This is a genomic window from Curtobacterium sp. PhB142, from assembly GCF_004341255.1.
Classification (GTDB): domain Bacteria; phylum Actinomycetota; class Actinomycetes; order Actinomycetales; family Microbacteriaceae; genus Curtobacterium.
The window spans coordinates 348,054-374,391 of the sequence record NZ_SLUT01000005.1; the positions used below are offsets into that span (position 1 = coordinate 348,054).

Consider the following 26,338-nt stretch of genomic DNA (forward strand, 5'->3'; position numbering starts at 1 on the left):
CCCGTCAAGCCCCCCGCTTTGGTGCCGGAACGGGACTCAGTAATGACGGTGCCTCATGGCAGCATGTTCAAGCAGACTGACGAGACACCGCGAACCGTGGGGGTGCGCGCTCGTCAGCTGCCAAGTCGGGAGGCTTCGGCGCGTGGAACAGAACATCGACTTCGTGGGAAGCGCACTGCGGTCGGCAGCGACAGGCCTCGAGCCCGTCGTGGAACGTGTGCTTCAACCTCGGCTCGCCGGGGATGCGAAGTGGCCGATGCTCATCGAGTTACTCGACCGTCAGAAGCACGGTCGTCCGAACACCACCTATGCGTCGTCCGACCTGCAGGTGATCTTGCGCGCACTCACCGAGAAACTGCCCCAGCTCGGCTACCCGTTCGAGCTCGACCACAGCGGTCGTCGTCTCGCTGGCGAACTCCGCGACGTCCGGAACCGGTGGGCGCACAACGCCCCGTTCGACGAGGCGGACACCTACCGTGCGCTCGACACGACCGTCCGCGTTCTCGAACTCCTCGAAGCACCGGCCGAGGCATCCGAAGCCGCCGCGCTGCGCAGAGCGTTCCAAGCGCGTATGGCGAAAGCGGAGCCGGCTGGGGTCACCGCGACCGCCGAAGTCCACGCGACGACAGATGCGGTCGACTCCGAGCAGTTCCCGACGACGACGCTCGAGGTCTTCGCGTCGCCGCTCGTCAGTTACGCGATGGCCCAGAACCGGATCAGCGTGGTCGAAGCAGTCCTGGTCGTGCACACGGGCGTCAGCATCCGAAACGCTCGTCTCACGATCGATGTGGTCGCCTCGGGCGTCTCTCTCGGAGAACCACGCGAGCACTTCTTCGATCTCGTCACCGACGTCGCGGTGCGGCTCGACGACCTTCGATTCAACCTCGAGCCGTCTCTCATGTCGAAGGTGGAGACGAACCAGCCGGCCGAGGTCCGAGTGACGCTCCGCGACGGCGAGGCAGTCCTCGCGAGCCGCGTCGCCGAGATCGACCTCCTCGCGGCACACCATTGGTACTTCTTCGGACGGCAGCTCCACGCCGAACTACTGGCTGCGCACGTCCAGCCGAACCACCCGGCGCTCGCACCGATCATCGACGACGCAGCCGAGATCCTCCGAGCGACGACCGGCCGTGCGAGCTTCGCCGGCTACCAGGACGGCGATCCAGCGCGAATCGACGCGATGGTCGATGCGATCATGACGGCCGTTCGTCGTCGCGACGTCCGGTACTCGATGCCGCCGGCAAGCTGGAAGATCGGCCAGCAGGTCCGCACCCCTTCCGAGGTGCTGGAGGACCGCTTCGGCACCTGCCTCGACACCACCGTCGTGCTCGCGGCGGCCCTCGAACGTGTCGGGCTCCGGCCGCTGCTCGTCATCAAGACAGGGCACGCCTTCCTCGCCTACGCGCGGTTCGACGAACCGATGCCGTCGATCTTCTCGACCAGCGTCGAGCTACGGAACGGCATCGACGCCGGGAAGCTCGGAGTGGTCGAGACGACGAAGCTGACGAGCGACTTCGCCTCGCTCTCCATCGAGGAAATCCGTGCTGAGGGTCGCGCGCACCTCTCGATGGATCTCCTTGCCGAGGTGATGGGGGCTGTCGACGTCTCGATCGCCCGCGCCAGCAACATCTGGCCCCTGCCGGCAACGACCCTCGCCGCCGACGGATCCGTCACGGTGACGGAGTACACGGCACATCGCGTGGCGCCGGCGACGTACGTCCCAGACGCCTACGACGGTGACGGCACCACGCAGCCCGACGACACCCCGGCTCGTGTCCAGCAGTGGAAGAACAGCTTGCTCGACCTGAGCCTGCGGAACCGCCTCATCAACTACACCGACCGCGCAGGCATCAAGCTGCACACGGCGTCGGACGGGATTGCTGAATTCGAGGACTACCTCAACTCCGGGAAGCCGTTCGACATCCTGCCCCGGGATGCAGTCGCGGAGGTCCTCCGCGCCCGCGGGGTGCAGTCCGCCGCGTACCTGACCGACGCGGACAAGACCGAGCTGTTCCGGAGCCGCCGCGAAGTCCACGGGGACGTCTCCGGCGAGCGCTATAGCCGGCAGCTGCAAGCATTGGCGCACAAGGCGAAGACCGTCATCGAGGAGACGGGTTCGAACAACCTGTACATCGCGATCGGCACCCTGTCCTGGAAGGTCAAGACCCGGGTCGTCCGCTCCCCGCTCATCCTCGTCCCCGTCACGATGAAGGCCCGGACACGGGGTGGCATCTACCAGGTGTCGCTCGACGACTCCGGCACGTCGACGCCGAACTACTGCCTGCTCGAGAAGCTGCGCGCCGAGTACAACCTCACCATCCCGGCCCTCGCCGACCCGGAGCTTGACGCGGCAGGGATCAACATCGAGAAGGTCCTCGCCGGTACGCGCAAGCGAATCATGGAAGCCGGGATCGAGGCAACAGTCGAGCCGACCGTCGACCTCGCCATCCTGCAGTTCGCGAAGTTCCGCCTGTGGAAGGACCTCGACGAGCACTGGCGAGACCTGGCGACGAACCCGCTGGTCAAACACCTCATCGAGACTCCGACCGAGGCATTCATCGGATCCCCGGTGGACCTCGACACGGTGCAGTCGCGGGACACCGCGCTCGATGACCTCCTCGCGCAGCTGCCAGTGTCGGCGGACTCGTCGCAGCTCGAAGCCGTGGACGCCGCCACCGCCGGCCGGACCTTCGTACTCGAAGGCCCTCCGGGTACGGGCAAGTCGCAGACCATCACGAACCTGCTCGCGAAGTCGATCGTCGACGGCCGACGGGTGTTGTTCGTGGCCGAGAAGCGTGCTGCGCTCGAGGTCGTGCGGCGGCGCCTCACCGACGTCGGCCTCGCGCCGTTCACGCTCGACCTGCACGACAAGGGATCCAAGCCTGTCGAGGTCCGTGCTCGGCTGCGGGAGGCATTGGCCCAGCGCCCTGTGGTGGACCGGGAGTCGATGGCGCGCTCGTCCGACGCGGTGTCGGTTACGCGTCGCGCGCTCGCGAGGTACGCAAAGCGCCTGCACGAGACCAACGAGTCCGGACGGTCGTTCTACTCGGCGCGGAACTCCGAACTCGCCACGGAGGGCCTCGGAACGGGGATGGACGTGCCGACAGATGCGGCCGCGAGGATCACCGAGGTCCAGGTGAACGCGATTCGTTCTGCGCTCCGCGACGCGCCCGATGTCGCGCTGCGGGCACGGCCCAGCGCCGATCACCCGTGGGGGTTCGCCGGATGGGACTCGGACGCCGAGCCTGACCCGCGGGCGCTCCACGCGGCCGCGCTGGCTTACGACGAAGCGATCGACACGATGCTCGCCGTCAAGGACCAGCACTTCCGAGAATCCCTCTCGGCGGCACTCGCCCGAGAGCACTTCACTGCTCTCGCCAGCCTGGTCGAGGCGCCGCCGACGACCACCGCGCTCCTCTCGGCGATCCGTGAGCCCGGTTGGAGCAGATCTGCCGACGCGCTGCAACGCGATGTCGACGGGTTCGCCGAGCGGTTCGCAGACGTCCTGTCCGTGCTCACGCCGGCGTCGCTCGGACTCGACCTCGCGCAGGTCGCGGCCGCCGCGACCGAGGCGCAGGCCTCCGGCGTTTTCGGGAGGAAGAAGAAGGTCGCGGCCGCGGCCGAGCTCCTCGCTCCCGTCGTCGTGCCGGGCATCGTCCTCGACCACGACCACCTGGTCCAGCTGACGATCCGCGCTGCCGAGATGCAAGCCGTCGCGCGGGACCTCGCGGAACGCGTCGCGGCGCAGCCGGGCCTGTCGTCCCACGGCGCATGGTCCCCCCTAGACCAGCGGGACACGGCGTCCATCGCGAACGAGGCCCGCTGGGTGAGGTGGGTGGCGGACGTCACCCGTGCCTCCAATCCGGACGACGCGGCCGACGTACGGTTCCGGAGGGCCCTCGAGGCGTACGCGACCCGCAGCGGCGGGCCGGACGGCCAGCTCCGCGCCGTAGTCCTGGAGCACCACGACGCGTACGCAACGCTCGCTGCGATGCCCGATTGGTCCGGTTGGATCGGAACCGCCCTCCCGGTGGAGCGCTGGCAGGCGTCCCGGGCCGACCGCACGGGGTCCGGGTCTTTCTCCGTCACCCCCGACGCATGGTTGGAGTGGCGCGCGGTACTTGCGCCGATCCGCGACGCCGGACTCGTCGAAGCCCACGACGCGCTACTCACCGGAGCCGCGTCGGCTGAGGACGCACTCGAGGCCTTCGACCGGGGTCTCGCCCTCTCGACGCGTCGCGAGCGCGCGCGTGCCACGGGGCTCGATCAGTTCGATCCGGACGCGCACGAACGCCAGATCGACAAGTACACGACCGCAGCACGTGAACTCCGTGGCCATCTTCCGCGGAGCATCCCCGAACAGGTCGTCGCGCGTCGCTCGTTCTCGGCGACGACCGCGGCCGGTGCGGCCGGCCGCCTCGTCGCCGAGATCAACAAGCAGCGCAGCCGCACGACCGTCCGTGACCTCATGGCGACGTACGGCGACCTCGTGACTGAGCTGACCCCTTGTGTGCTCGTCAGCCCGGACTCGGTCGCGCGCTTCTTCGAGGCCAAGGGCGATCTCTTCGACCTGGTCGTGTTCGACGAGGCCTCCCAGGTCCGGGTCGCCGACGCGATCGGTGCCATGGGCCGAGCGAAGGCCGTCGTCGTCGTGGGCGACTCGAAGCAGATGCCGCCGACCTCCTTCGCGGAGTCGACCATCGCATCGGACGACGACGAGGACGCTCCGGAACAAGTCGCTGTCGACGAGGAGTCGATCCTCGCGGAGTGTGTGCAGGCCCGGGTCGACAGATTCCAGCTGTCGTGGCACTACCGGAGCCAGGACGAAGCTCTGATCGCGTTCAGCAACCGGCACTACTACGATGACCAGCTCACCTCGTTCCCCGCGCCGGCGACGTCGTCGTCCGGCGGGCACGGCGTCTCGCTGAGGCGAGTCGAGGGCACATTCCTCCGAGCGTCCGCTGGAGCATCGAGCAGAACACTGCGGACCAACCCGGTCGAGGCCGACGCCATCGTCGCTGAGATCAGCAGGCGGTTCGCGGACGATCCCGAGGGCGTTCCGTCGCTTGGTGTCGTGACGTTCAACGCCCAGCAGCGGGCACTGATCGAGGAGCTTCTGCGCGGCCTCGAGGACGAGCGGATCTCCAGTGCCCTCGACGACGCGGCCGACGGACTGTTCGTCAAGAACCTAGAGAACGTGCAGGGTGACGAGCGGGACACGATCTTGTTCTCGACCGCATTCAGCAAGAACGACCGCGGGGTGCTGCCCCTGAACTTCGGCCCGCTGACGAACCCAGGCGGCGAGCGTCGGTTGAACGTGGCGATAACCCGAGCGCGGCGCGAGGTCGTCATGTTCACGAGCTTCGACCCGGCTGATCTCCGCGCCGAGGAGACGACGTCGCTCGGGATCAAGCACCTGCGCGCCTACCTCGAGATGGCACACCATGGTGCCGAGGCTGCACTCGGCGCACGCTCCGACCTCACGCTCACCGACCAACACCGCGAGGACGTGGCCGCTGCCCTCCGCGCACGCGGGCTGTCGGTCAGGACGAACGTCGGGCTGTCGGATTTTAAGGTCGACCTCGCCGTGGCGCACGCTTCGACGCCGGACGAACCGCTGGTGGCCGTACTGCTCGACAGTCCCGCCTGGGCGGGCCGTGCGACGGTCGCCGATCGGGACGCACTCCCCCTCGAGGTGCTCGAGAACCTCATGCACTGGCCGGCCGTCCGTCGGGTCTGGATGCCGCAGTGGCTTGCGTCGAAGGACGCAGTCGTCGACGCGATCGTTCGCTCACACGAAAGGGCCCATGCGGAGCGAAGGGGATCCGGGCTTCCCGTCGCCGAATCCGCCGCTACCTTCCAGGAAACGCCCGGCGACCCACTGGACGCACCAACATCTGAGCCTCTGGCGCCGGCACCGGTGCCATCGCAGATCGATCTGGAGGCCCAGCATGCACCCGTCGTCGACCTCCCGCGGGCGCAGCGCGAGGCCCCTCTGATGGCGACGTCCGGCGCTCTAATCGAACCTAAATCGCCCGAGCCAGCGCCTGCGCCTGCACCCGCTGCTGCAGCCGGTGCCTCCTCACCCAACATGTCGCAGACCGACGTGTTCGACGTGCTCGCAAGGCTCGGCGATCTCGTGAAGGCCGGAATCCTGACCGAGGAGGAGTTCGCGGCGAAGAAGTCCGAACTCCTCGCAAGACTCTAACTAAGGGGACATCAGACATGCACGATGTTCGCTGCCCGCACTGCGACGAGACTTTCTCGCTCGACGATGCCGGCTACGCCGACATCGTCAAGCAGGTCCGTGACCGCGAATTCGACTCAGCACTCCACGAACGACTCGAGGTCGCCGAGCGCGAGCGGGAGTCCGCTTTGGAGCTCGCCGGGGCCAAGTCAGCTGCGATACTGCGCGATGCGACAGCCGCAAAGGAAGCCGAGATCCACGAGCTTGCCGCGAAACTCGCCGCCGAGTCGACCACGAGGCAGCTCGCGGTCACGGAGGCTGTGTCCGGTCTCGAGCGCGAACGCGACGAGATGTCGCACGAACTGCGGCACCTCCGCGAGGCGCAACAGAGCGTGGTCGAGCTCGCCGAGGCGAAACTGCGTGAGCACATGCAGAGGACTGTCGTCGAAAAGGACACGGAGATTCTGACACTCCGGAACGACCTGAAGCGCGCAGAACTCGAGCACGACCTCTCGGAGAAGTCCCTCACCGACAAGTGGGCGGTTCAGATCAAGGACCGCGACGAGCAGATCGAGCGGCTGCGCGACCTGAAGGCCAAGTTGTCGACGAAGATGATCGGCGAGACGCTCGAACAGCACTGCGAGAACACCTTCAACCAGATCCGCGCAACTGCCTTCCCACACGCGTACTTCGAGAAGGATAACGACGCGAGGAGCGGCAGCAAAGGCGATTATGTATTCCGCGACTTCGAGGACGGCACCGAGTTCGTCTCGATCATGTTCGAGATGAAGAACGAGGCCGACATGACTGCCACGAAGCACAAGAACGAGGACTTCTTCAAGGAGCTCGACAAAGATCGCAACGAGAAGGGATGCGAGTACGCGATCCTCGTCTCGCTGCTGGAGCCGGAAAACGAGCTGTACAACTCAGGCATCGTCGACGTGTCGCATCGCTTCCCCAAGATGTACGTGATCCGGCCGCAGTTCTTCATCCCGATCATCACGCTGCTAAGGAACGCCGCCCTCCACTCCGCGGAGTTCAAGGCGGAACTCGAACGTGTCAAGGCGCAGGACATCGACATCACGTCCTTCGAGAGCGACCTCGACGCCTTCAAGACAGCGTTCGGCCGGAACTACGAACTCGCGTCGCGCCGATTCCAGGAAGCAATCACCGAGATCGACAAGTCGATTGACCGGCTACAGAAGGTCAAGGAGGCGTTGCTCGGCTCCGAACGGAACCTCCGTCTCGCTAACGACAAGGCGACTGACATCAGCGTGAAGAAGCTCACTCGGAAGAATCCGACGATGGAGGCCCGCTTCGGGGCGCTCCAGATCGTCGAAGACACCGCGGACGGCACCGAAGGATGACACTCGAGACAGCCAAGCCTGCGGCCGTGGTCTACCGCACGGCGATCATCGAGGCTCAGGACGCCGTTCACCACCAATCGATCGGGTACCGGGCGGTGCTCCGTCTTCCTGACCACGTCGATGCGGTGCAGCTGGCGGAAGAGGAAGTACGGGCCTGGCTTGCTACCAAACGCCGTACGCGGAAGGGTGGCACCCTCGACTCGATCGAGTGGGAAGGCACGGGTGATTATGCACTCGGACCCGAATCCGTGTTGTCCGTCACAGACACGAGCGATAACCACGGGCAGACGCGGCGGCTCATCCGACTCGTCGAACGGAACCGAGGGACATGGATCGTCTCCGTGTTCGCGATGTCGAATGGGTCCGGCCGGCCAGGTTCCTCCGCCTTGGTCATCGAGACTGGCCGCGTGATCGAGCGGGACGAGGATTCCGTGCTGGCAGTAGCGCCCCCGCGGATCGTCGGCCAGATCCTCGACCGTGTGGTGGTCCAGGATGGCTCTGCTCGTCTCACCAACAGCCCGCAGATCATCAGACGTGACGACGTCGGTCATCTGATCGACGTTCTCACCGACGATGGGCGAACCGCGTCGGTTGTCGTGGCGTCGTCTCTCGGGCTCGACACGGACGAAGCTTGGACAAAGACGGTCGAGAGCCTCACGCAATACAGCGTTGGTGTCGCCGCGACGTACGTGATCGCTCATGACGCGGTGGCTGAACTCGACGCGCTGCTTCCTTCATCGCACGGTGTCCCCGCGGGGCGGATCCGGACATTCCTCCCCTCCGTCGACCTGTCTTCGCCGTCGGACGCGGTGCGGCATCGGGTGCTAGGACCAGCGACCTTCGCTCGGTCGATCCGTCGCGGGCGAGCTGATGTGTCGATCCGTGCAATGCACGCAGCCGGCATCCGAAGGCGCTTGCTCGACCTCGAGCTACCTAAAGACGTCCGTCGGACGATGCGCTTGTTGGGCGAGGCCGAGGCTCGTCGAGCACGCGGAGTGCGGATCGACGAGATGGTGTCGAGCGATCTCGACGCGGCAAATTTGCCAAACGATGGATCACTCAAACCGGAGAAGTCGGTCTCAGCCGGTAGCACGCCGCTGCCTGTTGCCGATCCCGTTCCGGCTCGCACCGGAATTATCGCCGTGCCGATGGACTGGGCAGACGACGACGTCCAAGCAGTCCCGACGGATCTCCTCCGACGCGTCGGCACGTTTGTTTTGCGCTGGCTCAAAGCATCGGCTCCCCGCGAGGAACACTTCGACCAGCTCGACAAGCTCATCGCGACCGCATCGCTCGAGCAGGAGGCGTTCGAACAATTGTTCACAGAAGCCGCCGAACGCGAATCGCACCTCAGCGACATGATCGGCTCGTTGAATTCAAGGATTGCTGACCTCGAGGTAGAGGCTGCGATCGAAGCCGAAGAAGCACGACGAGCTGCGCGCGAACGAGACTGGCTGCGAAGGGGCCTCGACGCAGCTCAGCGCGCGAGCTTTGCGTCAGTGGCCGATGGATCGGAGTGGGATCCTCCCGCCGACGTTCGCGAATTGGTCGCGCGTCTAACCCCCGGCGAGGACGCTCACGCCGTGCTCAACCGAGTCATCTTCACAGGTGATCAAGACATCGCCGCAGAGATCGACGAACGCGACGGCACCGGGCGGTACGCAGCAGCGCTGTGGTCGTATGTACGCGTCCTCAGCGATTATGTCGAGGCCAAGCGCGACGGCTACTCAGGCAACGTGCACATGTACCTCACGGACGACGCACAGCTCGGCGCGAAGTGCTCACCCGACCGGCATGCTCCGACAGAAAGCACAACGGTTATCAACAACAAGAAGCTCCACGGAGAACGAGTCCGCCCCGTTCCCGTCGAAGTCGACGGTTCCGGCCGCGCACTGATGCTCGCGCACTTCAAACCGACGCACCGAGATCGTTTCGCCCCGCGGATGCACTACCTCGACGATGCGGCCGGTACCGGAAAGATCTACATCGGCTACATCGGGCGTCATCTGACGATCCCGAATGCGAAGTGACTACGACGCCGCCTGATCCCGATCAAGAGGCTTGATTTGATCAACCACCGTAAATGCACCCCGGGCACCATCAACGGCTCACTGCACTTGGGATCCGTCAATCAGCATCCAGGGAGCCGCGAGCTCTCACGCTGCGCTTAATGTCGCACGGTCGGTGCTGAGCGCACAGGCGCGGTCGTGGGCGAACTGACCTCCACGGGAGCCCACACGCTCCGATTGTCTTGTCGGGCCGCCTGCCGGTTGGGCACCTGCTCGACGTGAGCGAAGCACGAGAGCCTCACCACCGAACGACAGAAGGCGCGGCACCAACCGGCACCGCGCCTCCCGTTCCTCACCCCGTCGTCAACTCACCACGTCAACACGAACCGCCCCCGCGTCCCCCCAGCCTCGAGCCGCTCATGCGCCTCCGCAGCCCGCGAGGCCGGCAACACCTCCGCCACCCGCGGCACCACAGTTCCCCCTTCGACCGCATGCCGCAGCTGCTCGAGCTTGTCGAACGACCGGTACTCCGAGAACACCGCAACCTGCTCGAACCGGATCCCCCGCGAGTCGTCCCCCGACCATCCCCGCACGTCCAGGAACACTCCCCCGTCCCGAACAGCGTCGACGACGACCCCACGCTGCACCGCAGCGTCGGCGAGCGCATCGACCCCGTCCGGCACGAGCGCACGGACAGCGGCAGCGAACCCATCACCACGCGGCACGATGTGCGCCGGTCCGAGCGACCGCACGAGCGCTTCGTCCGCCGGGGCAGCATCAGCGATCACGGTCAGCCCAGCGGCGACGGCGAGCTGCACCACGTAGTTCCCGAGCAGCCCGGCAGCACCGGTCACGGCGAGCGTGTCCCCCCGCGACAGCCCCGCGAGCGACAGGATCTGCAACGCCGTCAACCCGTTCATCGGGACTGTAGAAGCGAGAGCGACCGACGTCCCGCGCGGCACCCGCGTGAACGACCCCACCGGCGCCACGAGTTCCTGCACGTACGCCCCGCCGTGCGCGCTGAGCGGCAACGCGATCGCCATGACCTCGTCACCGACCTCCCACCCGGTGACGTCGGGCCCGACCTCGTCGATGACGCCGGCCGCATCCATCCCCGGAACGTACGGCGGCGAGGCCTGCGAGCTGTCCCGCTGCCCGGCACGCACCCCCGTGTCGGTCGGGTTCACGGCGAACGCCTGCACCCGGATCCGCACGGACCCCGCACCGGCGTGCGGCTCCGGCACCTCGTGGACGGCGAGGGCCTCCGGCCCTCCGAACTGTTCGACTCCGACGACCTGCATCCTCCCGGTCTACGCGGACGTTGCTTGACGCAACCTGACGCGACCCACGATCGGACGGGAGGCACGGCGCCAGGCCGCCACGGGCCTCCAGTCCGTCACGGGGTGACGTCCACTGCGCGTGGTGCGCCATGCTGACAGCGTGCGTTTCGACGAACTCGTCACCCGGCCCGACGGCCCCGCGATCGCCGAGGAGCTCGCCGCGCTCCGCCGGCCCGCCCGGTACGTCCTCGAAGGCATCCACCAGGAGCCCCGGCAGAAGTACTGGCAGTTCCGCGTCGACATCGACGAGCCCGCACAGACCTGGACGCTCGTCCGTCAGCGCGCCAAGCCGGTCTCCTACCGGGACGGCGTGCCGCACGACCCCGACGACGGTCCGCACGAGGTGTCGTTCGCCCGGAGCATGGTCTCCGCTCCCGTCGTCCGGATGGCCGTGCCCGACCTGATGCTCCGGTGGGGTCGCGGCCCCGAGAGCTTCCACCCGATCCTGGTCGAGCACATCGGCGAGCACTCGATCCTGGTGACGTTCGAGCACCGCGGGGATCCGGCGACCCGCACGACGATGGTGATCGACGAGCGCGACGGCATCGCCCGCCGCTTGTCGGAGTACGGCGAGGACACGATCATCACGAGCGTGCGGACCGCCGAGCCGGACGAGGTCCTGCCCCGCGCCCGCTTCGTGCAACCGACGGACTGGATCCGGCCGCAGTACTGAGACGGTGACGGTTCCGGTTCACGATCCCCGACGATCGCGAACCAGAACCGTCAGCGCTCCGGCACGAGAACACCACCGCCCGCCGAGAACGCGGGGCCCTCGGCCTCGAGGACGGCCCGGGGATCGCGGCCGTCCGAGGCGTCCGGCCAGCGCAACCCCGGCGCCACGGTGCCACTCCCCTGCAGGAACCGGTGTGTCCTGCGGATGTGGGTCCCCGCCAGGTGCGCGCCCACCGCAGCTTGCAGCGTGGTCTCACGGACGTCCATGGTCGCTCCCCAGCCGGATGAGTGACCGTTCTGCACCGGCCCACGCGATGAGCGCCGGGTCGTGGGTCGCCACGACGACAGCGCTGCCCGATGCACGCAGCGCGTCGAGACCGCTGCGGACGCGCGCCGCGCTCTCGGTGTCGAGCGACGCGGTGGGCTCGTCGGCGAGGACGAGTCGTGGCCGCTGCGCCAGCACTCGTGCGACGGCCACTCGCTGCTGTTCGCCGCCGCTCATCGTCCCAGCACGAGCATCCCGCCGACCACCGAGCCCGACGATCAGCAGTGCCTCGTCGATCCGATCGCTGAGTGCCGCCCGGGTGACGCCACGGGGCCGCAGCACCCGCAGGTTCTGGGCAACGGTCCACTCCGGCACGACGGCGTGGTCCTGCACGACGAGGCCGATGGTGTCTCGGCGCAGTCCACGCCGCTCCCCCTCGCTCGCCGTGTGCAGGTCAGTGCCGTCGACGACGACCCGACCCCGCGGCGGTCGTTCCAACCCGGCGAGGCAGCGGAGCATCGTGCTCTTCCCCTGTCCGGACGGTCCGCGCAGGGCAAGGGCCTGTCCGGCGCCGAGCTGGAACGTGATGTCGTTCCAGAGCGTCCGCCCGGCGATGTCGTAGCCGATCCCCTCGATGCTGAGTCGCTGGTGCTCGGTCATCGGCGTGGCCTCTTTCGGTGGTGTGTGGCGGCGAGCAGGACGGACAGCGCGACTGCGGTGAGCACGCCGACTGCCCCGGCCGTGCTGGCAGCGAGCAAGGCGCCGCTGCCGGCACCGGTGCCGTCGTCGCCGACGAGTACGGTCACGGCGGTGGTCCCGGCGGCGATGCCGCTCGCGACGAGCACGAACCGCGCGTGCTGCACCGCGGGATGCCGGCCGACCAGGAATCGCAGCCGTGCTGCTCGTCGATGCCGCGTCCGGTGATCGGCGATCAGGGTGGCGGTAGCGAACAGGATCGCGAGCATCGTCCCGGCCGAAGCGGCGAGGATGACGGCGCGGGATGTCCGGACGGCTGCGAGCGCTCGTTCGAGCACGGCACCGACTCGGTTGATCTGCGTGACGACGTCGAGCAGGTCAGCGTCCGTGAGTTGCCGGACGAGCGCGGTCCGGTCGGCGAACCGGACCTCGCCGTTCCGGGTCGCGGTGCCGAGTCGGTTCGGCGGCAGGTCCCGCACGTCGGTCACCACGATGACGGGCACGTCCGCGCCGGTGGTGGTGCGTGGCAGCACCCAATCGATCCAGCGGTCAGCGGCGGCGACGATCGGTGCGGTCGATCCGACGACCTCGGTGTGGATCGGGACGACTCGGGGCGCTTGCTCGTCGTCCACCTCCCAGCCGTCGTCGAAGCTCTCCCGCACGCCGTCGGCGATCGCGGCGATGTCGGTCGCCACCGACTCGGGGACCAGCACGGTGACACCGTCACGGTCGTCCCCGACCAGCTGCTCCGCCCGGTCTCCGGCGACCAGCAGCGCGTCCTGCATGAACGTCGTCTGCGCCAGCTCGGCGGTGCCGGTGGCGAGGGCAGCCAGCGCAACGCGCCCGAACGCGTCCTCGTCGGCGATTGAGGCCATCCCGACGCCCAGGACCACGTCGTCGCCGTCGGCGGCCTCGGAACGCAGCGATCGCTCGAGCTCGGAGGCCGTCCGCCCCTGCTCGACGAGGCCACTCGTGCTCACGGTCAGGATGCTGACGAGTGCGACACCGCACAGTGCCACGACGGCCGGGCGCCCGACCGGGGCCGCGAGGCTCGTCCACCTGCGGCGGCCGACGACGGAGCAGACGACGTGGAGTCCGACGACACCGACGAAGGCGGCGGGGAGCATCACTCCGGCGAGCCCGACGCTGAACGACCAGATCGTCGGCGATGCCCCGCGGACGAGCAAGTAGACGGCGAGCGCCCCGCACACCACCAGGGAACAGACGACGAACAGCCCCGCTGTCTCGAGGGCTTCACGAGCGGCGATGCGTTTCGGTGACCATCCGGCGAGTCCGCGGAGCCGCTGTCGGCTGTCCCGCCGGTCCGACTCCGCGACCACGGCGATGACGACTCCGAGCGCGATGCACGCCACGATCGCCAGGACGCCGGGCTGCCCGATCACCGCTGGTGCCAGTACGCGGACCGTCGGGGTCGCGTCGACGAACTCGAACCCCGCAGTGCGCAACGCGTCGAGGAAGGCACCGACTTGCACGGCCGATCCGTCGACCGCGTACGACCAGACGATGACGGCGTCACCGATGTCGCTCGCCGGCCGGTCGACGACGTTCCCCCAGAACACCGGGGCGGCGACGGAGCCGGCGAACGAGTACGCGGTGACGGTGTCCGGCGCGCCGGAACGATCCGGCACGACGAGGGCGAGCGATACGTCGTGGTCCTCGGCCAGTTCCGTGAGCTGCTGGATGTGCTCCTGCTTGGTCGGACCGAGCGGTAAGTCGACCATGTCGATCGTCGTCCGGCCGGTGAGGTACCCGCTCGCCTCACCACTCCCGACCACGAACACGATCAGGCCGACGAGCAGGAGCGGTACGGCCGCCACCGCGAGGACGGTGGCGGCCGCGAAGTTCCGGATCAGTAGATCGCCCAGAAGGCCTGGTTGCCCCACAGTGCTTTCGGGCGGCTCGCGCCGGCGATCTTGCCCTTCGCGATCCGTCCGGACGACTTGGTCACGCCGGAGGACTTGACCGAGGTGCTGTGGGTGTACCGACGGTTGTCGTAGGCGGAGACCACCTGGTGGCCGATCACGCCGTACGACCACGTGCCGCCACCGACGACGGTCGTGGCGTCGGTACCGAGGTCGTCGGCGGACGCGCTGCCGCCACTGGCGGTTGCGTCATCCGGAGCAGCGTGTGCGACACCGGCGCCGAGGACACAGCACAGCGTTGCAGCCGCGATGACGGCCGAGAGCTTTCCGAAGCGCTTCATGGAAGGGCCTTTCTGCTGGGGGAACGGGAGGGCCGCGTCGACCCCGCACCGAGCCAAGCAGAGCGACGCCAGAATCTGAAGTTCCGGATATCTCGAATACGACATGCTCGCGTCCTTCCCGCACCATCCCCCGATCGGAGGATGCAGCACCACCGCCCCCACCGATCCCCCGCGGCGCCCCACCGGCCAAGCTGGACCCATGCCCGAGTCCCCCGCCATCGAGGTCCAGCACCTCAGCAAGCAGTACGCCACCGGCAAGGTCGCCGTCGACGACGTCAGCTTCGTCATCCAGCCCGGCGAGACCTTCGCCCTCCTCGGCCCGAACGGCGCCGGCAAGTCCACGACGGTCGAGATCCTCGAGGGCTACCGCTCCCGTACCGCCGGCGAGGTCCGCGTCCTCGGCCACGACCCTGCACGGACGAGCCGCAGCCACAACGCACGCATCGGCATCGTCCTGCAGACCAGCGCCGAGTCCCCGAACGTCACCGTCGCCGAGCAGCTGAACCACTTCGCGACGCTGTACCCGAAGCACCGCAGCACCGAGGAACTCCTCGCGGCCGTCGGGTTGACCGACCAGCGCAACACCCGCATCGCCCGACTCTCCGGAGGCCAGCGCCGCCGCGTCGACGTCGCCCTCGGCATCATCGGCCGCCCCGAGGTGCTGTTCCTCGACGAACCGACCACGGGCTTCGATCCCGAGGCCCGCCGGCAGTTCTGGGACCTCCTGCGCCAGGTGCAGTCCGAGGGCACGACGATCCTGCTCACCACGCACTACCTCGACGAAGCCGCCCAGCTCGCCGACCGGGCAGCGGTGATCGCCGACGGGAAGCTGCTCGACATCGCCCCGATCGACGAGATCGGCGGCGCCGAAGCCCGCACACCACGGGTCCGCTGGCGCGACGACGCCGGCGACCTCCACGACGAGCGCACGACCGACCCGACCGCACTCATCCGCAACAGCACCGCGCCCATGCACGATCTCGAAGTCATCCGCCCGTCCCTCGAGGACGTCTACCTCGGAATGGTGGGCCAGAAGTGAACACCGCGACCAGCCGCATCTCGTACGAGATCCGCTCCTACTTCCGCGCCCCCGACGCCGTCTTCTTCACGTTCCTCTTCCCGATCATCATGTTGGCGCTGTTCTCGGTGGCGTTCGCGGACGCCGACCCGATCCGCGCCGTTGCCAGCAACGGCCGACCGATCAGCGTCGACTACGCCACCTACTACCTGCCCGGCCTCGTCGCGACGGGCATCCTGCTCTCCGGCACCCAGTCCCTCGGCGTCGACATCGCGACCGAGCGCAGCGACGGCACGCTGAAGCGCCTCGGCGGCACCCCCCTGCCGGTCCTGAGCTACTTCGTCGGCAAGATCGGCATGGTCCTCGTCACGACCATCGTGCAGACGGCACTGCTGCTCGGGATCGCGAGCCTGGTGTTCGGCGTCGACCTGCCGACCGACGCGAGCAACTGGGGCGTCTTCGCGGGTGTCATGGTCCTCGGCATCGCCACCAGCTGCGTCCTCGGCATCGCGATCTCGGCGCTCCCCCGCGAGGGCCGCCGCGCCACCGCCACGATCGTCCCCATCGTCCTGGTCCTGCAGTTCATCTCGGGCGTCTACCTGCCCTTCACGCAACTGCCCGACTGGCTGCAGAACGTCGCGTCCGTCTTCCCCCTGCGCTGGATGGCGTCCGGCATGCGGTCCGTCTTCCTGCCCGACGCGTTCGCGTCCGCCGAGCCGGGAGGCGCGTGGCACCTCGCCCTCGGAACCCTCGTGTTGGTCGCGTGGCTGGTCGGGGGCACGGTGGCCTGCGCCCTCACCTTCCGCTGGAACCGCAAGGACGCCTGATGGCGCCGGGCAGGTGGGATGCTGTCGTCATGAGCGGCGAGACGTGGGTGCGCAACCGGTGGTTGCACGTGTTCTTCGCGGGCACGATCCTCCTCACCGCCGTGATCACCGCGCTGGGCTGGTCCCCGTGGTCGACCCGCTGGCCGGCCTACCTGGCGGTGGTGGTCCTCGTCGTGGCGTACATCGCGTACGGGCACCGCGGCTACGACAGCCCCCGAGCCGCCGCCGCGTTCCTGCCGCTCGTCGTCGTCGCCGCCCTCGTGCTGCCGGCAGTCGTCCCGAGCACCGCGTTCGTGCAGTGCATCGTGTTCCCGCTGGTGTGGGTGCAGACGGAGCGCGTCCGTACCGCGGTCCTGTTGTCCGTCGCTGTGGGGGTCGCGAGCGGCATCGGCCTGCAGCTGTCGAGTGGCCCGGACGCCCTGGTCAGCACCCTGCTCATCGAGGGCATCAGCGTGATCGGTGCCTGCGCGATGGGTGTGTGGATCTCGAGCGTCGCCGGCCTGTCCGAGGAGCGCCGCCAGCTCGTCGAGGAACTCCGCGCCACCCAGCAGTCCCTCGCCGACGCGAACCGCACCGCAGGCATCGCGAGCGAACGGGAGCGCCTGGCCCGCGAGATCCACGACACCGTCGCCCAGAACCTCGCCGGCATCGTCATGCTCACCGAACGGGCCCGCGGCGACCTGGCGAACGACCGCTCCGATGCGCTGGAGGAACGACTCACCGTCCTCGAGGAGTCCGCCCGCGCCGCCCTCGAGGAATCCCGCACCCTCGTCGCAGCCGGAGCCGCAGGCATGACCCGCGACAGCCTCGCCGGCGCCCTCCACCGCCTCGCCGAACGGCACACCCGCGAAACGGGGACGCTGGTCACGGTCGACGCCGCGTCCGACTGCGTGCTGGACCGCGATGCGCAGGTGGTCCTGCTGCGGGTCGCCCAAGAGGCCCTCTCGAACGTCCGCGCGCACGCCGGCTCAGCCTCGGCGCAGGTCCTTCTGCTCTCCGACGACGGGCAGACCGTGCTGCGGATCACCGACGACGGCACCGGGTTCGACCCCGAGGAGCCCACCGCCGGGCACGGTCTGCGCGGGTTGCGGGAGCGCCTCGCCCTCGCTGGCGGCACCTGCACGATCACGAGCGCCCTGGGCCGGGGCACCGTCGTCGAGGCAACCCTGCCCACCGGAGCCGCCCCGGGCCTCCCGTCCGCCGTTCGTCACCCCGTGGCGGAGGTGACCCGGTGATCCGCGTCGTGGTCGCCGACGACCACCCGATCGTCCGCTCGGGCATCGTCGCGCTGCTGCAGGACGCCGACGACGTCGACGTGGTGGGCCAGGCCAGCGACGGCCGAGCAGCGGTGTCCGTCGTGCTGGCCGAGCGCCCCGACGTCGTGCTGATGGACCTCCGGATGCCCGAGCTCGACGGTGATGCGGCGACGGCGGAGATCCTCGCGGCCGAGCCGGGCGTCCGCGTCCTGATCCTGACGACGTACGAGTCCGACGACCAGATCCTCGCGGCGATCGAGGCCGGGGCCACCGGCTACCTGCTCAAGGCGGCCCCGGAGTCCGAGATCCTCGCCGGGGTGCGGGCGACGGCGCGGGGCGAGACGGCACTGGCCCCTTCGGCTGCCGCTGCGCTGGTCCGACGAGCAACGGGTTCGTCGGCCGTGGCTGCTGGCCCGTCGTTGACCCCGCGCGAACTCGAGGTCCTGCAGCTCGTCGCCCAGGGCAACTCGAACCCGGCGATCGGGCGTGCCCTGTTCCTCAGCGAGACGACGGTGAAGACGCACCTCGGCCACGTGTTCGAGAAGCTCGGCGTGAACGACCGCACCCGTGCCGTGACCCGCGCGATGGAGCTCCGCCTGCTCCCCTGAACCCCGGTGCGCCGGGCATCGGGAGCGGGTGTACCGTCAGGTAGTCAGCATGCTGATCATCTGAGAGGACACGCACATGAGCGCCCCAGCCGCAGCTCCCACCACCCCGGATCGCCGCCGGTGGATCGGTCTGGTCGTGATCAGCCTGGCGGTCGCGCTCATCATCGTCGACTCCACGATCGTGAACGTGGCGATCCCGAGCATCGTCGCTGACCTCGACATCGGCTCGACGCTCGTGCAGTGGGTGCAGGAGAGCTACACGCTGGTCTTCGCCGCGCTGCTGCTCGTCTTCGGTGCCGTCGCCGACCGCTTCGGTCGCCGACGACTGCTGACCATCGGCGTGATCCTGTTCGCGGTGGCGTCGGTCCTGGCGGCGCTGTCCCCGACGGGCGAACTGCTCGTGGCGTCCCGCGTGCTGCAGGGTGTCGGTGGCGCGATGGTCCTGCCCACCACGCTGTCGATCCTCAACGCGACGTTCACCGGCCGGGAGCGCGGCATCGCCTTCGCGGTGTGGGGCTCCACGATCGGCGGGATGGTGGCAGTCGGTCCGCTGCTCGGCGGCTGGCTGACGACGGACTTCTCGTGGCGGTGGGCCTTCGGCATCAACGTCCCGATCGTGGCGGTCATCCTGGTCGGCCTCGCGGTCGCCATGCGGGAGTCGCGCGACGCCGAGCACACCGGCCACATCGACCTCGTCGGCGCCCTGCTGTCCGTGATCGCGAGCGCTGCGCTGGTCTTCGGGCTGATCGAGGGTCGCACCTACGGCTGGTGGACTCCGTCGTCGACACCGTTCACGATCGGCTCGTGGTCGTGGGACGGCCCGGTCTCGCCGATCCCCGTCGCGTTCGTGATCGCGATCGCTGCCGGGGCGGCCTTCGTCGTCCGCTCCCGGCGCCGGCAGCGTGCGGGCCGGTCGACGCTCATCGCCCTCGACCTGTTCGGCATCGGCTCGTTCCGGAACGGCTCGATCGCGGCGCTCATCGTGTCGCTCGGCGAGTTCGGCATCATCCTGTCGCTGCCCCTCTGGCTGCAGAACGTCCTCGGCTACTCGGCGCTGCAGACCGGCCTCGTGCTGCTGGCCCTGGCGATCGGGTCGTTCGTCGCGAGCGGGTTCGCGGCCACGGTCGGACAGCGGATCGGGGCGCTGCCGATCGTGCGGATGGGCATCGGCGCCGAGATCGTCGGGGTCGCCGCGATCGGGTTCGTCGTGACCTCGTCGACCCCGTGGTGGGCGATCGTCCCGTGCCTGTTCGTCTACGGCTTCGGCGTCGGACTCGCGACGGCCCAGCTCACCGGCGTCGTGCTGCAGGACGTCCCCGTGGAGCGCAGCGGCGAGGCCTCCGGCGCCCAGAGCACCGCGCGCCAGATCGGTTCGGCGCTCGGCATCGCGGTCCTCGGCACGGTGCTGTTCACCTCGACGGGCAGCATCCTGGAGCACCGCCTGCAGGACGCCGGCGTCTCGACCGCCCAGTCCGAGCAGATCGCCGACACCGTCGTGCAGTCCTCCGGCGGAGCGATCGCCGGCCTCGAGGGGCAGACCCGCGACGACGCCGCCGAGGCGTTCTCCGATGGCACCCGCGCCGCCGCGTTCTCGGCCGCCGGCTTCCTGGTCATCGGCCTCGGTGCGACCCTGCGGCTCCGCGCCCCGCGCCGCCCCGACGACGACCCCGAGTCCACCACCGAACCCGAAACCGGAACCGACGCCGACGCCGACGCCGACGCCGATCACGAGACCCGCGCCTGACCGGGGGGCCCTTCTTCCCCAGCTCCTGACGGTTCTGGTTCACGATCCCCGAGGATCCTGAACCAGAAACGTCACCGGCTGGACGCGAACCCGCGTCCCCCGTGCCGTGGACGCGACCACCGACGGGACGGGAGGCACGGCGCCTGCCTGCACCGTGCCTCCCGTCCGCTCCGACGCGCGCCCTGCCATCGCGACGCGCGCCCCGCTCAGTGCTCCGCGCCCGCCCCCTCCGGTCGGATGCGGAGCACCCGCGCTGTGGGGGTCGACCCGCCGTTCGCGACCTCGAGCGAGCCCGAGGCGGCGTCCCACGCCACGGTCCACGACCCGAGTGCCGTCGGGAACAGCGGCTCGACGACGACCGCCCGCCCGGCGAACGCCGGCAGCGGCAACGACACCGACGAGCCGGCACCGGGCAGCGACCACACCGACAGGTAGAGGTTCCCGCCGGGCGCGCGCAAGCCGAGCGCGAGCCACGGGTCCTCCCAGGCCGGCAACCCGAGCGGCCACTCCGGCACCGACGACTCGATGACCTCGAGCACTGTCCGGTGTGCGGCGATGGCGTCGCCGACCACCGCGCGCTGCGACGCAGACATCTCGTTCAGGTAGCCCGACAGGTACATCCGCCCGAGCACCCCGTTCACGAGCGACAGGTCGAACAGGTCGGGCGACATCGACGGCGCCGGGTAGGCCCAGTTCCCGGCCTGCTCGGGCAGCATCGCGGCGGGGGCAGCGGCTGCGATCGACGCCGACAGCACCGGGTCCTGCTGGTCCGAGGTCGACTGCATGTGCAACCGGGACAGCATCGCGGAGTCGGCGCGCATCGCTCCCGAGGCGCAGTTCTCGATGAGCAACGACGGGTACCGGGCCTGCACGTCGTCGAGCCAGTCGAGCAGCGCCCGTCCACCGTCGACGGTGCCCACCCACGGCCCCGTCATCGTGTTGTAGTCCATCTTGAAGAAGCTGACCCCGAGTGACCCGACAAGCCGGTCGACTACCGCGTCGAGGTGTGCCCGCGCGGCCGGTGACCGGAGGTCGAGCAGGTGCCGTCCGTGCTCGGCGACCCGCACACCGAGGTGGTGCACGAAGGCGTCGTCCGGCAGGGTCGCGGCCAGCGGCGAGTGGATGCCGATGACCTCGGGCTCGAGCCACAGCCCGGCCTGCATCCCCCGCGACCGGATGTGGTCGATGACGAACCCGAGCCCGGTCGGGAACCGCGACGCGGCCTCCTCCCACGCCCCGACGGTGTCCCACCAGTGCCCCTCGGCGTACCAGCCGGCGTCGATGCAGAACAGGTCCGCTCCGGCGTCGGCAGCGGCGTCGATCAACGGCAGCAGCTTCTCGGTGGTCGGGTCCCCCATGAGCGTGTTCATGTAGTCGTTGAACACGAGCGGCAGGGCGCGATCGGCCTCGCGCACGTGCCGGAACGCCCGACGCTGCGCCGTGAGCACCTCGAACGCCCCACCGACCGAGCCGGCGATCCCCACCGACACCGGCACGGACACGAACGGCTGCCCCGGGGCCACGACCGCCGTCCACTGGTGCTCCTGGTCGGTCGGCCCGCTCAGCAGCACGTACGCGTGCCGTCGGGTCTCGCCGAGCTCGTACAGCCACGGCCCGTTGTGCTCGATCTGCCACACGAGCGCGTAGGGCGCAGCGCCAGCGGACGGAGCAGGTGTCAGCACGCCGATCGGCAGCGCCTCGCCCGTCGACCACGAGCCGCGGTTCTGCACGACGGCGCGGCTGCGGGGCGGGTGGTGCTGCGCCTCGCGGTCGATCGCCGCGAGTCCGATCGACCGCAGTGGATCGGTCCGCCACCGGCTCTCGGCGGCCCAGTCGTTGTCCGCGTGCACGAGGGCCAGGTCGTCGACACCGACCCCGGAGTCCGTCAGGAACGCCCCGGTCGCGAACGACGACACGAAGTCCACGACGTGCTCGCCGTCCTCGGCGGACACCTCGGTCCACGTCTGGAACGCCGCGACGTCGGCGCGCGCTCGGAACACCGACTCGACCTGGAGGCCCGTGGCCGCGTCCGCCTGCACGATCCGGAACCACGGATCGGTCGCGTCGTCGGACGCACGCCACGACACGGGGCGCAGTCGCGCCCCGATCGTGGAGTCCACGTGCCGGAACCCGCCCGGGAACCGCCCGTGTCCGATCGTGGTCAGCTCGACCAACGGCTGCGGGTCGTCGGGACCGTCGGCGAGCGCTCCACCGCTCGCCACGAACGACACGAGTGCCGCGGGCTGGTCGTCGCCGATCCGGAACCGTGCCGAGAACCCCGGCGTGACCCAGTCGGCGAAGGCTCCGCTCACCGTGCGCCGACCGGAGCGGGCTCACTCGACACCCACGCGCCGACGCCGTGGTCGTAGCAGGTGGTGTTGTCGATCTTCGAGCGGTCGAGCGCGCTGCCCGAGGTCACCTTGCGGTCGATGCGCTCCGGATCGGGGGCGGCCTCGGCGAGCAGTCGGGTGTAGTCGTGCTGCGGGTCGAGGATGACGGCGTCGGAGGGCCCGCGTTCGACGACCCGGCCGCGGTAGAGCACCAGGATCTCGTCGGAGAAGTGGCGTGCGGTCGCCAGGTCGTGCGTGATGTACAGCACGGCGAGGTGGTCCTCGCGCTGCAGGCGGCCCATCAGGTTGAGCACGCTGAGCCGGATCGACACGTCGAGCATCGACACCGGTTCGTCGGCGATGAGCACCTGGGCCCCGGGGGCGAGTGCGCGGGCGATGGCGACGCGCTGCCGCTGTCCGCCGGAGAGCTCGTGCGGGCGGCGGCTCGCGAAGTCCTCGTCGAGGTTGACGCGGCCGAGCAGTTCCCGCACCTTCTCGGCGGTCTCGTCGGCGCCCCGGGCTCGGTGGTGCAGCTGGAGCGGCCGGGCGATGTGGTGCTCGATCGAGTGGAACGGGTTGAGCGAGGCGAAGGGGTCCTGGAACACCATCTGCACGTGCCGGCGGTACATGCTGCCGACGACGGGAGTGCCGTCCTCGAGCCGCACGTCGATCGAACCGCGGGTGGTGCTCTCGAGCTTGGCGAGCATCCGGGCGATGGTCGACTTGCCCGACCCGGACTCCCCCACCAACGCCACGGTCTTCCCGGGCAGCAGCTCGAACGACACGTCGTCGACGGCGTGCAGGGTGGTCCGCTTCAGGCCCTTGCGGGTGTGGAAGTCCTTGCCGAGGTGGCTGACGGTCACACTGGTCATCGGATCTCCTCGTGGACGGCGGCAGCGTGGTCGTCGACGCCGGAGCGGATGAACGCGCCGCGCTCCCCCGACAGGCTCGGGAACGACTGCAGCAGCTTCTGCGTGTACGGGTGCTTCGGGTCGTGCTGGATGGCCGAGGCCCGGTCGCACTCGACGACCTCGCCGCGCAGCATGATCGCGATGCGGTCGCTGATCTCGAGCAGCAGCGGCAGGTCGTGCGTGATGAACACGACGGCGAACCCGAGCTCGTCGCGCAGTCGGACGATCTCGCGCAGGATCTCGCGCTGCACCACGACGTCGAGGGCGGTGGTGGGCTCGTCCATGATCATGATCTGCGGTTCGAGCAGCATGGCCATCGCGATCATCACGCGCTGGCGCATGCCGCCGGACAGCTCGTGCGGGTACGCGGTGATGCGGGACGGGTCGACGCCGACGCGGCTCAGGGCGTCCTCGGCGATCGCGCGCCGTTCCTTGCGGCCGAGGTCGCGCCGGTGTTCCCTCAGGGCGTCGTCGAGCTGCGCCCGGATGGTGGCGACCGGGTTGAGGGCGTTCATCGCGCCCTGGAACACCATCGACAGCTTCGACCAGCGCACGGCCCGCAGCTGTTCGTGCGGCAGCCCGAGCAGGTCGATGTCGGTGCCGTCGCGGTCGTGGAACGTGATGCTGCCCGAGGCGACCTTCGCCGGCGGTCGGTGCAGCCGGGTGATGGCGTAGGCCAGGGTCGTCTTGCCGCAGCCGGACTCCCCCGCGAGCCCGAGGATCTCGCCGGGAGCCAGGGTGAGCGACACGTCCTTGACGGCGTGCACGGGGTGTTCGGTCTCGTAGACGACGTCGAGGTGGTCGATCGTCAGCACGGCTTCGGCACTCATCGGACGAACTCCTTCGTGGTGCGTGCGGACCGCGAGGCGCGGGCGGCCCGCTTGGCGCGACGTTCGCGCCGCCGTTGGGCCCGCACGTTCGCGAGTCGCGGGTTGATGACCTCGTCGATCGAGAAGTTCACCAGGGACAGGCCCATGCCGAGCAGGGCGATGAGCAGGCCGGGCGGCACGAACCACCACCAGGCGCCGTTCGCCAGCGCGAAGCCGTTCTGGGCGTAGAAGAGCATGGTGCCGAGGGTCGACGAGTTCGACGCCCCGAGGCCGAGGAACGACAATCCCGCTTCCCCGAGGATCGCGGCGATCACCGCGAACACGAACTGCGACGCCAGGACGGGCAGCAGGTTCGGCAGGATCTCGACGGCGATGACCCGCCAGGGTCGTTCGCCGGCGACACGGGCGGCGGAGACGTAGTCGCGGTTGCGGATCGACATCGTCTGCGCCCGCAGGACCCGGGCCGACCCGGCCCACGAGGTGATCGCGAGGACGACGGCGATGGTCCAGAGCCCGCGGGCCTCACGCGGGACCAGGCCCGAGATGACGATGACGAGCGGCAGGCCGGGGATGACGAGGAACACGTTCGAGAACAGCGAGAACGCCTCGTCCATGATCCCGCCCAGGTACGCGCCGAGGATCCCGAAGAACGCGGACAGCACCGTGGCGAGGACGCCGACGATCAGGCCGATCTGCAGGCTGCCGCGCGTGGCGTAGGCGAGCTGCGCGAGCACGTCCTGCCCGGTCTGGGTCGTCCCGAGCAGGTTCTCGCCGCTCGGTCCCTGCAGTCCGGAGTCGCGGATGGTGGTCGGGTCGCCGACGAGCAGCGGTCCGAGGACGCCGAACAGCGTGACGCCGGCGACGAGGGCGATGCCCGTGATGAGCCACGGGGTCAGGGTCGGCAGGAATCGGCGGATGCCGCCCTTCGGTCGTGACGCTCGGGCCGTGGCGATGCTCCGCGTCGACCCGGCGTCGGCTTCCTCGGCGAGTGCGCCGATGGTGGGTTCGGTGTCCTGCTGGATGTTGGTCATGGCGTGTCCTCCCTAGCTCCGCGCCCGCGTCCGCGGGTCGATGAGCCCGTACAGCAGGTCGACGACGAGGTTCGCGCCGAGGACCGCCAGGGTGATGAACAGGAAGATCCCCTGCATGAGCGCGTAGTCGTTGTTGGTCACCGCGGACAGCAGCTTCGACCCGATGCCCGGGTACGAGAACACCTGCTCGGTGACGACGGAGCCGGACACGATGAACCCGAGGGAGATCGCGAAGCCGGCGACGGAGGGCAGCACGGCGTTCCGGGCGGCGTAGTTCCGCAGGATCTTGCCGTCGGACAGCCCCTTGGCCTGGGCGGTGGTGATGTAGTCCTCGGACAGCGTCGACACCATCATGTTGCGCATGCCGAGCAGCCAGCCGCCCAGCGATGCGAGCACGATCGTCACGGCCGGCAGCACCCCGTACTGGATCGCGGAGGCGATGAAGTCCCAGTTGAACCCCGGTGTGAGGATCACGTCGTAGCCGCCCTGCGCCGGGAACAGGTGGATGCCGGTGGCGAAGAAGTACACCAGGATCAGCGCGAGCCAGAAGTACGGCACCGCGGCGAGCAGGGTGGTGGCCGGCACGAACGAGTCGAGCCAGGTGCCCGGACGCCAGCCGACGAAGGCGCCGAGGCCGACGCCGATGATGGCGGCCAGGATGGTGGCGATGCCGACCAGGGCGATGGTCCACGGCAGCGAGCTCGCGATGACCTCGGTGACGGGGGCCGGGAAGTAGCTGACGGACACCCCGAGGTCACCGCGGAACACGTTGACCAGGTAGTGGCCGTACTGGGAGATCAGCGGCTCCGAGGAATCGCCACCGAGGAGCAGCTCGTACGCCTGCCGTGTCGCCGGGGTCACCTGCCCGCCGCGCTGCTGGAGCTTGGCGAGCAGGATGTCCACCGGGTTCCCGGGCAGCAGCCGCGGGATGATGAAGTTCAGCGTCAGCGCTGCCCACAGGGCGACGATGTAGAAGCCGATCTTGCGCAGGAAGTAGGTCATCGTCGAGTGCTCCTCGGTCGC

At 69.1% G+C, this 26,338-nt stretch carries 19 protein-coding genes; 9 read left to right on the forward strand and 10 right to left on the reverse strand.

The annotated features are described in order from the left end of the window. The first annotated feature begins 55 nt into the window (after positions 1 to 55). From EDF31_RS12425 to EDF31_RS12435, 3 genes are read left to right on the forward strand one after another with little or no spacing between them, the layout of a single operon-like run. Positions 56 to 6,208 carry a DUF4011 domain-containing protein gene (locus EDF31_RS12425; protein ID WP_131846328.1) on the forward strand — a complete coding sequence of 2,051 codons (6,153 nt, stop codon included), beginning with the start codon at positions 56 to 58 and terminating at the stop codon, positions 6,206 to 6,208. A gap of 17 nt (positions 6,209 to 6,225) precedes the next feature. Beyond that, positions 6,226 to 7,554 (forward strand): DUF2130 domain-containing protein, encoded by a 1,329-nt coding sequence (locus EDF31_RS12430; RefSeq protein ID WP_131846329.1) that lies wholly within the window; start codon positions 6,226 to 6,228, stop codon positions 7,552 to 7,554. A 26-nt stretch (positions 7,555 to 7,580) separates the two neighbouring features. After that, on the forward strand, positions 7,581 to 9,584 hold the full coding sequence (locus EDF31_RS12435) for a hypothetical protein (protein WP_131846330.1): 2,004 nt from the start codon (positions 7,581 to 7,583) through the stop codon (positions 9,582 to 9,584). Between the two features lie 347 nt (positions 9,585 to 9,931). On the opposite strand, the gene EDF31_RS12440 is transcribed toward EDF31_RS12435, so the two are convergent. After that, positions 9,932 to 10,864, reverse strand: a complete 933-nt coding sequence (locus tag EDF31_RS12440; protein WP_131846331.1) for an NADP-dependent oxidoreductase — start codon at positions 10,862 to 10,864, stop codon at positions 9,932 to 9,934. 139 nt (positions 10,865 to 11,003) lie between these two features. Between EDF31_RS12440 and EDF31_RS12445 the strand changes: the two genes are divergently transcribed. Beyond that, complete coding sequence (locus EDF31_RS12445) at positions 11,004 to 11,576, forward strand: hypothetical protein (protein WP_131846332.1); 573 nt, start codon at positions 11,004 to 11,006, stop codon at positions 11,574 to 11,576. A 50-nt stretch (positions 11,577 to 11,626) separates the two neighbouring features. On the opposite strand, the gene EDF31_RS12450 is transcribed toward EDF31_RS12445, so the two are convergent. From EDF31_RS12450 to EDF31_RS19990, 4 genes are read right to left on the reverse strand one after another with little or no spacing between them, the layout of a single operon-like run. Then, the gene (locus tag EDF31_RS12450) at positions 11,627 to 11,842 is read right to left on the reverse strand and encodes a hypothetical protein (protein WP_131846333.1); all 216 of its coding nucleotides are present in this window, start codon (positions 11,840 to 11,842) and stop codon (positions 11,627 to 11,629) included. After that, positions 11,829 to 12,500: an ATP-binding cassette domain-containing protein gene (locus tag EDF31_RS12455; protein WP_123340284.1), complete on the reverse strand. Its 672-nt coding sequence runs from the start codon at positions 12,498 to 12,500 to the stop codon at positions 11,829 to 11,831. Before EDF31_RS12455 ends, EDF31_RS12450 begins: the two co-directional genes overlap by 14 nt. Continuing rightward, positions 12,497 to 14,374, reverse strand: a complete 1,878-nt coding sequence (locus EDF31_RS19985; RefSeq protein ID WP_165901410.1) for a hypothetical protein — start codon at positions 14,372 to 14,374, stop codon at positions 12,497 to 12,499. The genes EDF31_RS12455 and EDF31_RS19985 overlap by 4 nt, the downstream gene beginning before the upstream one ends. 32 nt (positions 14,375 to 14,406) lie before the next feature. Further along, positions 14,407 to 14,760: a lactococcin 972 family bacteriocin gene (locus EDF31_RS19990; RefSeq protein ID WP_165901411.1), complete on the reverse strand. Its 354-nt coding sequence runs from the start codon at positions 14,758 to 14,760 to the stop codon at positions 14,407 to 14,409. 199 nt (positions 14,761 to 14,959) lie between these two features. On the opposite strand from EDF31_RS19990, the gene EDF31_RS12470 reads away from it, so the two are divergent. The 5 genes from EDF31_RS12470 to EDF31_RS12490 all read left to right on the forward strand — a co-directional run bounded on the left by EDF31_RS12470 (position 14,960) and on the right by EDF31_RS12490 (position 20,213). Further along, positions 14,960 to 15,799 (forward strand): ABC transporter ATP-binding protein, encoded by an 840-nt coding sequence (locus EDF31_RS12470; protein ID WP_131846335.1) that lies wholly within the window; start codon positions 14,960 to 14,962, stop codon positions 15,797 to 15,799. Continuing rightward, positions 15,796 to 16,605, forward strand: a complete 810-nt coding sequence (locus tag EDF31_RS12475) for an ABC transporter permease (protein WP_131846336.1) — start codon at positions 15,796 to 15,798, stop codon at positions 16,603 to 16,605. The genes EDF31_RS12470 and EDF31_RS12475 overlap by 4 nt, the downstream gene beginning before the upstream one ends. A 29-nt stretch (positions 16,606 to 16,634) precedes the next feature. Next, a complete protein-coding gene (locus EDF31_RS12480) occupies positions 16,635 to 17,840 on the forward strand; it encodes a sensor histidine kinase (RefSeq protein ID WP_165901412.1) in 1,206 nt (401 codons plus the stop codon). Further along, positions 17,837 to 18,469 carry a response regulator transcription factor gene (locus EDF31_RS12485; protein ID WP_131846338.1) on the forward strand — a complete coding sequence of 211 codons (633 nt, stop codon included), beginning with the start codon at positions 17,837 to 17,839 and terminating at the stop codon, positions 18,467 to 18,469. Before EDF31_RS12480 ends, EDF31_RS12485 begins: the two co-directional genes overlap by 4 nt. A 76-nt stretch (positions 18,470 to 18,545) precedes the next feature. After that, positions 18,546 to 20,213: a DHA2 family efflux MFS transporter permease subunit gene (locus tag EDF31_RS12490; RefSeq protein ID WP_131846339.1), complete on the forward strand. Its 1,668-nt coding sequence runs from the start codon at positions 18,546 to 18,548 to the stop codon at positions 20,211 to 20,213. A 206-nt stretch (positions 20,214 to 20,419) separates the two neighbouring features. Here EDF31_RS12490 and EDF31_RS12495 read toward each other — a convergent pair whose 3' ends face one another. Genes EDF31_RS12495 through EDF31_RS12510 form a run of 5 tightly spaced genes read right to left on the reverse strand, consistent with a single transcriptional unit; the run spans position 20,420 to position 26,317 of the window. Then, entirely contained in the window at positions 20,420 to 22,525 is a 2,106-nt protein-coding gene (locus tag EDF31_RS12495; RefSeq protein WP_131846340.1) for a glycoside hydrolase family 36 protein, read from the reverse strand. Beyond that, positions 22,522 to 23,415, reverse strand: coding sequence for an ATP-binding cassette domain-containing protein (locus tag EDF31_RS12500; protein WP_123340275.1), 894 nt, complete (start codon positions 23,413 to 23,415; stop codon positions 22,522 to 22,524). The genes EDF31_RS12495 and EDF31_RS12500 overlap by 4 nt, the downstream gene beginning before the upstream one ends. Beyond that, on the reverse strand, positions 23,412 to 24,284 hold the full coding sequence (locus EDF31_RS19995) for an ABC transporter ATP-binding protein (protein WP_165901413.1): 873 nt from the start codon (positions 24,282 to 24,284) through the stop codon (positions 23,412 to 23,414). Before EDF31_RS19995 ends, EDF31_RS12500 begins: the two co-directional genes overlap by 4 nt. Next, positions 24,281 to 25,315, reverse strand: coding sequence for an ABC transporter permease (locus EDF31_RS20000; protein WP_165901414.1), 1,035 nt, complete (start codon positions 25,313 to 25,315; stop codon positions 24,281 to 24,283). Before EDF31_RS20000 ends, EDF31_RS19995 begins: the two co-directional genes overlap by 4 nt. Before the next feature lie 12 nt (positions 25,316 to 25,327). After that, positions 25,328 to 26,317, reverse strand: a complete 990-nt coding sequence (locus EDF31_RS12510) for an ABC transporter permease (protein ID WP_111086984.1) — start codon at positions 26,315 to 26,317, stop codon at positions 25,328 to 25,330. Between the last annotated feature and the right edge of the window lie 21 nt (positions 26,318 to 26,338).